Origin of the sequence: Synechococcus sp. R60.1 (genome assembly GCF_047461835.1) — a bacterium.
Lineage (GTDB): Bacteria > Cyanobacteriota > Cyanobacteriia > Thermostichales > Thermostichaceae > Thermostichus.
Window position 1 is genome coordinate 8,993 of sequence record NZ_JANSIA010000062.1, and the last position, 9,287, is coordinate 18,279.

At 56.2% G+C, this 9,287-nt stretch carries 12 protein-coding genes and 1 pseudogene; 9 read left to right on the forward strand and 4 right to left on the reverse strand.

Annotated elements, in window-relative coordinates; translation table 11 throughout:
- Positions 1–108 precede the first annotated feature (108 nt).
- The gene (locus NW834_RS09495) at positions 109–312 is read left to right on the forward strand and encodes a hypothetical protein (protein WP_238376758.1); all 204 of its coding nucleotides are present in this window, start codon (positions 109–111) and stop codon (positions 310–312) included.
- Positions 313–339: 27 nt separating this feature from the next.
- Positions 340–1,041: an MgtC/SapB family protein gene (locus NW834_RS09500; RefSeq protein WP_414388027.1), complete on the forward strand. Its 702-nt coding sequence runs from the start codon at positions 340–342 to the stop codon at positions 1,039–1,041.
- Here NW834_RS09500 and NW834_RS09505 read toward each other — a convergent pair.
- The gene (locus NW834_RS09505; protein ID WP_414418321.1) at positions 1,019–1,669 is read right to left on the reverse strand and encodes a TMEM165/GDT1 family protein; all 651 of its coding nucleotides are present in this window, start codon (positions 1,667–1,669) and stop codon (positions 1,019–1,021) included. The two genes, NW834_RS09500 and NW834_RS09505, sit on opposite strands and share 23 nt — an antisense overlap.
- A 411-nt stretch (positions 1,670–2,080) precedes the next feature.
- Between NW834_RS09505 and NW834_RS09510 the strand changes: the two genes are divergently transcribed.
- From NW834_RS09510 to NW834_RS09525, 4 genes are all read left to right on the forward strand, one after another.
- Positions 2,081–2,203: a hypothetical protein gene (locus NW834_RS09510; RefSeq protein ID WP_011429573.1), complete on the forward strand. Its 123-nt coding sequence runs from the start codon at positions 2,081–2,083 to the stop codon at positions 2,201–2,203.
- 30 nt (positions 2,204–2,233) lie between these two features.
- Positions 2,234–2,635, forward strand: a complete 402-nt coding sequence (locus tag NW834_RS09515; protein WP_414330526.1) for a YraN family protein — start codon at positions 2,234–2,236, stop codon at positions 2,633–2,635.
- 399 nt (positions 2,636–3,034) lie between these two features.
- Positions 3,035–3,913, forward strand: a complete 879-nt coding sequence (locus NW834_RS09520; RefSeq protein ID WP_414343271.1) for a dienelactone hydrolase family protein — start codon at positions 3,035–3,037, stop codon at positions 3,911–3,913.
- 106 nt (positions 3,914–4,019) lie between these two features.
- On the forward strand, positions 4,020–4,247 hold the full coding sequence (locus NW834_RS09525) for a hypothetical protein (RefSeq protein WP_414418946.1): 228 nt from the start codon (positions 4,020–4,022) through the stop codon (positions 4,245–4,247).
- Here the strand turns inward: NW834_RS09525 and NW834_RS09530 are convergent.
- The 3 genes from NW834_RS09530 to NW834_RS09540 all read right to left on the reverse strand — a co-directional run bounded on the left by NW834_RS09530 (position 4,244) and on the right by NW834_RS09540 (position 6,628).
- Complete coding sequence (locus tag NW834_RS09530; protein ID WP_011429576.1) at positions 4,244–4,786, reverse strand: NYN domain-containing protein; 543 nt, start codon at positions 4,784–4,786, stop codon at positions 4,244–4,246. The two genes, NW834_RS09525 and NW834_RS09530, sit on opposite strands and share 4 nt — an antisense overlap.
- A 134-nt stretch (positions 4,787–4,920) precedes the next feature.
- The gene (locus NW834_RS09535) at positions 4,921–5,631 is read right to left on the reverse strand and encodes a class I SAM-dependent methyltransferase (protein WP_011429577.1); all 711 of its coding nucleotides are present in this window, start codon (positions 5,629–5,631) and stop codon (positions 4,921–4,923) included.
- Between the two features lie 49 nt (positions 5,632–5,680).
- On the reverse strand, positions 5,681–6,628 hold the full coding sequence (locus NW834_RS09540) for a sugar phosphate nucleotidyltransferase (protein WP_414407381.1): 948 nt from the start codon (positions 6,626–6,628) through the stop codon (positions 5,681–5,683).
- A 428-nt stretch (positions 6,629–7,056) separates the two neighbouring features.
- Here NW834_RS09540 and NW834_RS09545 point away from each other — a divergent pair, with 428 nt between their 5' ends.
- The 3 genes and pseudogenes from NW834_RS09545 to NW834_RS09555 all read left to right on the forward strand — a co-directional run.
- Complete coding sequence (locus NW834_RS09545) at positions 7,057–7,920, forward strand: ABC transporter substrate-binding protein (RefSeq protein WP_414418947.1); 864 nt, start codon at positions 7,057–7,059, stop codon at positions 7,918–7,920.
- Positions 7,917–8,738 carry an amino acid ABC transporter permease gene (locus NW834_RS09550; protein WP_228375426.1) on the forward strand — a complete coding sequence of 274 codons (822 nt, stop codon included), beginning with the start codon at positions 7,917–7,919 and terminating at the stop codon, positions 8,736–8,738. The genes NW834_RS09545 and NW834_RS09550 overlap by 4 nt, the downstream gene beginning before the upstream one ends.
- A gap of 94 nt (positions 8,739–8,832) precedes the next feature.
- Positions 8,833–8,998, forward strand: a pseudogene (locus NW834_RS09555) (RNA-guided endonuclease TnpB family protein); the annotation flags it as partial.
- Between the last annotated feature and the right edge of the window lie 289 nt (positions 8,999–9,287).

The window sequence follows — 9,287 nt, forward strand, 5'->3', positions numbered from 1 at the left end:
GGCCATCGCGACGGCGGCGCAGAGCACTTTTACGAGGTGTCCTTTGACCAACGAAGGGTTACAGCAAACATTTAGGAAGGGTTACAGCAAACATTTAGGAGGTGTGCCATGACCTTGAAAGTTCTATCTCCCTTGGCTGCTGCTCAATTTCGGTCACGGCTGCAGCAGTATGCCTATCGGGTGGGCATAACCTGTGCTTTAGAAACAGGTGGTAAGCTGGCCCCAGAATCCGCCTTTGCTCAACTGGAAGCCCTCTGGCAAACCTTGCAACAGGAAGCCACTGCCCTTGGGATCCCAGATGAGGATGGCTAAACTTTATCCTTTCACGAGAACCGGAGCATGACCTGGATTGACTTCACCTTGCGTTTGGCCGTTGCCTTTGTCCTGGGATCCCTCATTGGCCTGGAGCGACAGTGGCGGCAGCGCATGGCCGGCTTACGCACCAACACCTTGGTGGCCACGGGTGCAGCTTTGTTTGTCATGCTCTCGGTTCTCACCCCTGATGAAAGCAGCCCGACCCGTATTGCGGCCCAAGTGGTATCGGGGATTGGCTTTTTGGCCGGTGGCGTGATCCTCAAGGAAGGAGCCAGCGTCCGTGGCCTGAACACCGCCGCCACCATCTGGTGTGCAGCCGCGGTGGGAGCCTTTGCCGGATCGGGGTACATTCCCCAAGCTGCCATTGGGGCCGCAGCTGTGTTGATCTCCAACGTTGTGCTGCGTCCACTGGGCTACCGCATCAACCAGCAGCCTTTGAAAGGCACAGAACTGGAACTGGTCTATGAGTGTTCGTTCATCTGCAAAAGCCAAGCAGAGGCCCACATCCGCGCCTTGCTCCTGCAGGGTATAGCTCCCACCCATCTCAAACTGCGTGCCCTCTACAGCGAAGACCTGGAGGACAAGCCCGATCTGGTCAAAGTCGAAGCAGAGCTAGTCACCCAAACCCGCGATGACCAGGCCCTAGAACTTGTCGTCAGCCGCCTCAGCCTAGAGCCAGGTGTGATCACTGCCCGATGGCGGATCATCGAACAGGAATTTGGCTGATCCCGGATCCCAGCAGCTCCCAACCGGTTAGCAACGCAAACACCAGAAATAAGCCGCCCCCCACCCAATGCACGGCGCGTTCAGAGATGTGAGCTGCTAAAAAACGACCTCCCACCACCGCCAGCCCCACCATCAGTCCATGGCCAAGGGTAGCCCCTGCCCAGACGCTCAATCCCGGGTGGGTAGCCGCCAAGGAGACGGTGGCAATCTGGGTTTTATCCCCGAACTCGGCCAAGGCCGTCAAGCTAAAGGCTTCCCACACAATAGCCCAAGCACCGCCGCGGCCCGCCCCTTTTTCTTCTGCCTGCTCCACCAGCCTGAGGGCTTCTTCCTCTTCTTCTTTTTCCTGCTGGGGAGTCATCTTGTAAGCTTGCCAGAGCATTCTCAGCCCAAAAGCCGCGAAAACCCCAGCCGATAACACTCTCACGCCCAGGGGTGGCAGCAGCTTGAAAAGCACCTTCCCGGCCACCACCGCCAGCAAGGTCATCACGGCCAAAGCCAGCCACGTCCCCAAGAAAACCCAGCGGCGCGGGTGTCGCATAGCCAGAATCAGGGGGGTAAAAAAGGTTTTATCCCCAAACTCTGCTACCGTAACCAACAGCAAACTTGACGCAAAACCAGCCCACATCGTTTAGCCTCCAACCTCTCTTGTGTGTGGAATCGGTTCACACCTAGAGGTGAAGGCTGGGAAAGTCAGACGGACTCACCAAGCTCACCTCTGCGTGAACTCAGTGAAAGTCTCGTCACCAAAGCAGCCTGCCGGGCTTGCTTTGTCTCTTGCACCGGGCTGTTTTTAGCCAGTATGTCGATACAGAGGGCGGTAAGCCGCCTGACTACTCCCTTTCCGTCTGAATGGTAGCATGCTGAGCTCCCAGTGGGAGTAGTTCATTCAAGCATTCAAGAAAAGCTCTCCAATGGGATCCCCCAAGACTTGCTGTGCCTTGGCCGATATCAGTGCCGCGCATCGCTTACCAGAGGATTGTGAAGGAGCGGCAGGCTATTATGATCACGGTTGAGGAGAAAATCAGGGGAAAACCACGTGGATGCAAAGTTAGTCTTGGTGGGGGTTGCTCTTGTCCTCTCTCTGGCAAGTTTCTACTTCGGCACCCGCAACGGCTTTTACGACACCGACAAGTATCACGGCAATGGCTCTGCTCATTAGAGCCGGGCGCTGGTGATTGGTGATTTTTTCATGGATCCCTTGCCCAAAGGAGCTTCTCTCCAGAATACAGGCGACGCCGGAGAGGACTGGGTGCGGCAATATCTCTGTCAGCAGGGCTGGCAGATCCTGGCCCAGCGGTGGCGCTGCCCTTGGGGCGAGCTGGATCTGGTTGCCCACAAAGCTGATGTGCTGATTTTCGTAGAGGTGAAAACCCGTAGCCCCGGTAGCTGGGATCGAGGCGGGCTTTTGGCGGTTGGGATCCCCAAGCAGCGACGCTTGATCCGGGCTGCCCAAGCCTTCTTGAGCCAGCATCCCCACCTCTCCGAGTTGTCCTGCCGTTTTGATGTTGCGCTGATAGAACGTCGGGCCTCTGGGGAAGGGGTAAGCTATGCTTTGGTTGACTACCTGCCAGCGGCTTTTGAGATTTGTTGAAGCAAACTTATCTCACTTGTCAAGGCCATCTGCACCAGTACAATTGCCGTTTTGCCGCTATTGCCAAACGCTCAGTTTGTCTTTTTGGCTCTGCCCAACGCTGCCATCATCCAACAATTTCGGCAACTGCCAAATAAGCTCCAAAGTGCGAGATGGCATCGATGCTTCTTGAAATGCTTAACCCAAAGATTTCCGGTTTTTAACTGATTTTTAACTGTCTCTTGAGTTGCATTTCCGTTGATCAGCATCGCTGTGCCGAGCCGATCTTAACAGCTCTACGATGCAGATCTCAGACAGGATAGGCAAGATTTGCATCGAGACTGTCAGTAGAAAGAATCTTTACAGACAAAATATTGTTTATCCTGAGAAGAGGGGTTTGTGTTTTTGAGGATTGGGCCTATGTATGCGGAGCAACCCAAGGGGGGATCCTCCAGCAGCTGGAAGCGCCGTCAGTTGAAGCTGGCCAACGTCGCTGCTGGGTTTGCCTCGGCAGTACAGCCGATCTTTGCCCAAACCATCATCACCGATAGCGAAGGATTGGAAGCCAGCCCCGTCACCATTCCCACCCCAGATGGCGAGATCCCTGGCTATCGTGCCAAGCCGACCGGCTCTGGCCCTTTTCCACTGGTTTTGGTGGTGCAAGAGATCTTTGGTGTACACGAACACATTCAAGACATTTGTCGCCGCTTGGGGAAGTTGGGCTATGTGGCAGTGGCTCCCGAGCTGTTTTTCCGGCAGGGGGATGTTTCTCAGCTGCAGAGCCTTGAGGAGATTCGCGCCATCGTCTCCCAGGTGCCCGATGCTCAGGTGATGTCGGATTTGGATGCGGCGGTGGATTGGGCAATTGGCAACTCAGGTGCGGATCCAGAGCGGGTGGGCATTACTGGCTTTTGCTGGGGTGGTCGAATCACTTGGTTGTACGCGGCTCACCGACCCGGCTTGAAGGCGGGTGTTGCCTGGTACGGTCGTTTGGTGGGAGAGTCCACACTCTTAACCCCAAGGCATCCGCTGGATGTGGCAGCCAGCCTGAAGGCACCTGTGTTGGGTTTGTATGGTGGTGCAGATACCAGCATTCCCTTGGAAACGGTGGAGCAAATGAAGTCAGCTCTGGAAGCTTGCGGAGATCCATCGCAGTTGATCATCTACCCGGATGCTCCCCACGCCTTTTTTGCCGATTATCGCCCCACCTATCGCCCAGAAGCGGCTGGTGACGCTTGGGAACGGTTGCAGGCTTGGTTTCGAGAACACGGCTTGGCCCAGGGATCCCGGTCTCAATGATGGGATCTCATCTGTTTCCGTCGGCAGGACGGAGTCTTTTTTTGACTGCGCCGAAGGCAGAGCTTGGGGCAAGCTGGTATATTCCTAGCCATCTCAGGGAAACAGCATGAAAGCGCATGAGTTCTGGGCTCGTACCGACAGCCAAGGTCAACTGATTTTGCCCATGCGGGCGCAGGAGCAATTGCCCAAAAATCGAGTTGTGCGGGTGCTGGTGTTGGTGGATGAGCGGGAGCTAGCTCCGGCGGATCCTTCACAGGAGCAGTTGCCCACTGCCTCGCCAGATGAAGAGCATCTTTGGTATGGAGCTCCCACCGTTCCCTACGATGGCATTTAGCGCATGGGATCTTGGCCGGACAGCCGCCAGCGGTTTAGGCGTGAGAGGGTATCTGCATCCAAGTAGGCATCAATGCCCCGCTTGCTCGATAGCCGTTTTGGTTGGACGCGCCGGATCTGCTGCTGGGCCTGCTGCACTTCATCCCACAATTGTTCTGCCGAGACCCATTCGGCGTTGTAGCCACCGATCACCAATTGCTGGACACGATCGGAGGTAGCCACCCGTACCCGACACCCATCCCTCTGCAACTGGGCACACAGCCGTTCAATACAACTGTCGGCGGTCTCGCCATAGGAGGTATACAGGATCTCGATACCCGAAGGGGAGCGCTCTTGCCGGGCTGGAGTGGGTTGGGCGTAGGCATCGTACACCACGGTCGCCTGGTAGCCCCGGAAGGCCACATAGTTGGCCAAAGATTCCACCAAGCGCAGACGGGCCAATTCCATCAGGGAGCGACGCGCTAACTGGCTCAGGGTGGGCCAAGCTCCGATGATGTTGTAGCCATCAACCAAGAGGAAGGTGGGAGAGGAGGCTTGCATGGATGGCGGTGGATCCCTTGTCCGGGATCACACTTCTTAATCTTAATCTTTATCTTATTTTTAATCTTAGTACCCAGCCTTAAAGGTTACCCCACTACTCCGAATGCTCCGATACTTTCCCGGTTGTGAGCAGATCACGGTCTGCGCTGAATCCAATAGGTGGTGAACAGTTCGCCACTGGCCTGTTTCTGAATTTTGCCCCCCAAGGCTGCGATGCGCCGCTCCCACTCCGTTAGGGGGGTGAAAATCGGTTCGGTGCCTTTGAATAGCTCGATGAGGCCCCATTGTTCCGCCCACACCGAGTCGGGATTGACCACTTCAATAATCACAGGTGCAGCCGGTCGCAACACTCGCATCAACTCTGCCCAAACCGCGTCGAAGTACTCAATCGGGTAGTAGTACAAAAATCCGGTGGCAATGGCCAGATCAAATTGCTCCGACTCGTAGTTTTCCAAATGGTGGGCGGATCCCTGTTGCATTGACTTGAACAGCTTGGAGTTAAGCTGGGGTGCCCGCGAGCGAATAAAGCGCACAATCTCACCGCTCAGCTCATGGCCGTAAAAGTAGGCTTGCCAATCGTTCCAGGGATAGGTCAGGAAGCTTACCCCACAGCCCAAATCCAAACAGGCTTCCCGTTTTTTGGGGGCACGCAGTTGCCAAAAGGGGATCCCGAGGCGTTCTTGCAGGTGATCCCGCTGCTGGGCTTGCCAAAAAGGCAGTTGCTCCAGGTCTGGGGGAAGTTGCCAACCTGGCCGACCCAGTTGAATTTCCAGCTCCCGATTAAAGCGAGCAGCTACGGCAGCAAGGTAGGGATCCCAGCGTTCCCCAGTTTGTGGTAACTCCATCTGTTGATGGCTTTGTCGTGGATGGTTGTGGACTTAACTTGCACTTAACCTACACTACCAGGACTCTCGGCCCGTAGGCTCCCGGCTGCAGGGATCCATTTACCCAACTGTGGCTGCCGAGGATGGTGCCTGCCGGAATCTGAGCTTGGGATCCCAAACGGGTGTGGGCGCCGATGTAGCAGGGGGCGTGCAGTTGAGCGCTGGGATGGATCTCAGCCGTTTTGTGCACCCATATCCCCGGCGCCTGTTGCTGCACATTTTCTAAGGGAAAATCCGTCATTCGGCCCAGAAGAATGTCCAGTTGGCCGTGGTAGTAGCTGGCCGGCGTGCCCAGATCCCGCCAGTAGCCTGCGTGGAGATAAGCTTGCAGCCGGTGCCCTTGCCTGAGCAAATCGGGGAAGACACGCCGCTCAAAGCTGAGGGGATCCCCACTGGGGTAGTCTTTAAAAATGGCCGGATCCAAGACATAGGTGCCGGCGTTGATCGTGTCGGTGGTGAGGGTGAGGGCTTCTGCAGGGGTGGGTTTTTCCCGAAAAGATTGGATCTGGCCCTCTTCCCCAACTTCCACCAGGCCATAGGCGGTGATATCTTCCACGCGGGCGAGGGTGAGGGTGGCCATGGCCTTGCTCTGCACATGACATTGCATCAACGCCTGCAAATCCAGATCCGTGAGGATGTCGGCATTGAAAACCACCAAGGGATCCCCGGTGAAATAGGGCTGAGCCAGCACCAAAGCTCCTGCCGTATCCAAAGGCGTCTCTTCGGGAATGTAGCGGAGCTTCACCCCCAAAGCAGCGCCATCTCCCAGAGCAGCCTCAATTTGTTGGCCCAGATAACCCACGCTGAGCAAAATATCTGTCAGGCCGGCTCGGCGGCAGCGCCCGATCAGCCATTCCAAAAAGGGCACATCCAAAAGGGGCAACAAAGGCTTAGGCTGCAAAAAGGTAAAGGGCCGTAAACGAGTTCCTTTCCCACCCGCCAAGATCACCGCTTGCATAACCACCCTCAACCCCGTTCTCTTCCAAAGATATTGACATCCTCTCCGCCCAATTGCTAAGGGGGATCCATTGGGTCGAGCCAAATGTTTTCTGCTACCCAGAACGTCGATTCTCCGTTGCCCACAGAGGGATACGGATTGCCCCCCCGGGCAACACAGCACGAGTCTTGATCGCAAGTCTCAGGGGATGCCTTTCTGGAGGAGATATTTCAATCTCAATTGGGATTCATAAGCTCAATCCTGAGACAGTTGATTTGCCTTTTTTAGAGCATGTTTGGAGAATTGCGACCCGCTCGCCCCAGTCGGGAATAGCCACCCAAAGCGGCAGTGTCAGGTGATACTACCTTGCAACGGGAATTGTGACAGCCTTGGATAGCTTGGATGGATTCCAATGGGTTTGCCCTTCACCTTCATCTGAGGTTTTGCCGATGTCTGTTTCTCGACGCCGATCCCTACAAGCCCTTTGCTTGACCCTGGCCGGATGCTGGGCTCTAGGCACACACCAGGGATCCCTGCTGGCCCAAAGCAGAGACCTGTTGGCTCAAATTCAAGAGCGCGGGGTACTCCGGGTTTCCACCGACTCCAATTACCGGCCTCAGAGCTACCGCAACCCTGACGGCACTTGGGAAGGATTTGATGTGGATGTGGCGCGCGAGATCGCCAAGCGCTTGGGGGTAGAGGCTGAGTTTCTGGATATCAACTTCGATGTCATCACCGCCGGATCTTGGAATGGCCGCTGGGATGTCAATGTCGGCTCCATGACCGTAACTGCCGAGCGCCAGAAAGCTCTGCTGTTTACCATTCCCTACTACTACACCCCCGCCAGCTTCGTGGTCCACCAAGCCTCGACCTTGACAGATATCGCCGCCTTGGAAGGAAAGCGAGTTGGGGTGGGCACCGCCACCACCTACCAAGCTTACCTGGAGGGCAACCTCACCCTGGAAGGAGAGACCATCCAAGTTCCGGCCCCGCGGGTGGACATTCGCATCTACGACACCGATAGCCTGGCTCTGCAGGACTTGGCACTGGGGGATGGCACCCGCTTGGATGCAGTCTTGACGGCTTTGCCGACGGCTGAAAATGCCATTCGGGAAGGGCTGCCCCTGAAAACTCTGGGGGATCCGGTCTACTATGAAGCCTTGGCTGTGGCCTTGGATCGCTCCAGCCCTGCCCCTTCCGAGAGCTTGCAAGCCAAAATTAACGAAATCTTAGAATCCATGCATGCGGACGGCACGCTAACAGCCCTCTCGAAGCGGTATTACGGCATTGATCTGACGAAAAAAGCTGAGTGAGCAAAGACTCTATCCCACTGGAGCAGCCCATTTACCCACCGCCCCGGATTCGAAAAGGGATCCCGTTCCCGGTGGCCCAGGGGTTGTGGTTGGTTTTGTGGCTGCTGTTGTTGGTGTTCACCTTCAGCGGGGTACAGTTGGAGTTGGCCGGGATCCCCATCCGTACCTTGCGTCTCAACGGCAACTTTGTGCGCGAGTGGTGGTGGTTTATCTCGCAAGGGGTGGGCACTACTTTTCAACTGTCCTTGGTCTCCATCCTCTGCGCTACCACGTTGGCCTTTTTGTCGGCGCTGGCGGGCCTCTCCCAGATTGCCCCTCTGAGCAGCCTCTCCGCTCTCTATGTCTCGCTGATGCGGGGCACACCTCTATTCCTGCAGTTTTTGTTTATCTACCAGGCTTTGCCGCAACTGGGTCTGGTGTTCGGCTCGTTTACTTCGGCGGTGCTGGCCTTGAGCCTGAACTATGGCGCCTACATGAGCGAGATCTTCCGGGCCGGGATCCAAGCCATTCCCATTGGGCAGCGGGAAGCTGCCTATGCCCTGGGGCTTAAGCCCTGGCAAACCCTGTGGTGCATCATTTTGCCGCAAGCTTTCCGAATTGTCCTACCCGACATTGGCAACCAATTCATCGCCATGCAGAAAGACACTGCCCTGGCCAGCGCCATTGCTTTGCAGGAGTTGATGGGCCGGGCTCGACAGGCGGGTTTGCCGCGCCAACATTTTTTTGAGGCTTTGGTGGTGGCAGCGCTGTGGTACTGGCTGCTGACGTTAATCTTGTCATTTTTCCAGGGACGCTTGGAACGGTACCTGGCCCGCTAGAGGAGCCTGACTCTAATCCGGCCATTACTTTGGTGTCTGCTTGCATACGTTTGTGGTTGCCCACAAAGACCGGCTGTGCCGTTCGCGATAGCAGGGGGCTCCAAAAACAGCCAGAAAGCTGGGGGACATCATCCTGCACTGACCTGCCGCAGTGGGTGAAAGAGGATCCCTGCCACCTCAAGCGGAACGCCATTCAAGAGGCAGGGTTGGCCTTTCGAGAGAGCAAAGACCCGAAGTTTCGCAGCGTCAGAGATCAGAGCTTTGCGGGATACTGCCATTCTGTTTGGCAACGAGCAGGATGCAATCGCTGCAGCCCTGGGCAACAGTGTATGGCTTCGCCATGCAAGCCATAGCCATTCCAAACTGGATTGGGACACTCCCCAAGCGTTCCGCGCTGCTTCCGCGACCACTCCCAGGGGAAGAGGGAAGTTAGGAAGCGATGCAACTTAAAGCTGTTCGTCAGCTAGAAATTGCAGGAGCCCCGCACTGTACCCGTAGGGTCAGTGTCGGGAGGAATGCGGAAGTTATGATAGAACCATGACCCAAGTC

Excerpts from the sequence above, each read along its gene's own strand:
- NW834_RS09495 (WP_238376758.1), top strand. The coding sequence starts at position 109 with ATGACCTTGAAAGTTCTATCTCCCTTGGCTGCTGCTCAATTTCGGTCA.
- NW834_RS09500 (WP_414388027.1), top strand. The coding sequence starts at position 340 with ATGACCTGGATTGACTTCACCTTGCGTTTGGCCGTTGCCTTTGTCCTG.
- NW834_RS09505 (WP_414418321.1), bottom strand. The coding sequence starts at position 1,669 with ATGTGGGCTGGTTTTGCGTCAAGTTTGCTGTTGGTTACGGTAGCAGAG.
- NW834_RS09515 (WP_414330526.1), top strand. The coding sequence starts at position 2,234 with ATGGATCCCTTGCCCAAAGGAGCTTCTCTCCAGAATACAGGCGACGCC.
- NW834_RS09520 (WP_414343271.1), top strand. The coding sequence starts at position 3,035 with ATGTATGCGGAGCAACCCAAGGGGGGATCCTCCAGCAGCTGGAAGCGC.
- NW834_RS09525 (WP_414418946.1), top strand. The coding sequence starts at position 4,020 with ATGAAAGCGCATGAGTTCTGGGCTCGTACCGACAGCCAAGGTCAACTG.
- NW834_RS09530 (WP_011429576.1), bottom strand. The coding sequence starts at position 4,786 with ATGCAAGCCTCCTCTCCCACCTTCCTCTTGGTTGATGGCTACAACATC.
- NW834_RS09535 (WP_011429577.1), bottom strand. The coding sequence starts at position 5,631 with ATGGAGTTACCACAAACTGGGGAACGCTGGGATCCCTACCTTGCTGCC.
- NW834_RS09540 (WP_414407381.1), bottom strand. The coding sequence starts at position 6,628 with ATGCAAGCGGTGATCTTGGCGGGTGGGAAAGGAACTCGTTTACGGCCC.
- NW834_RS09545 (WP_414418947.1), top strand. The coding sequence starts at position 7,057 with ATGTCTGTTTCTCGACGCCGATCCCTACAAGCCCTTTGCTTGACCCTG.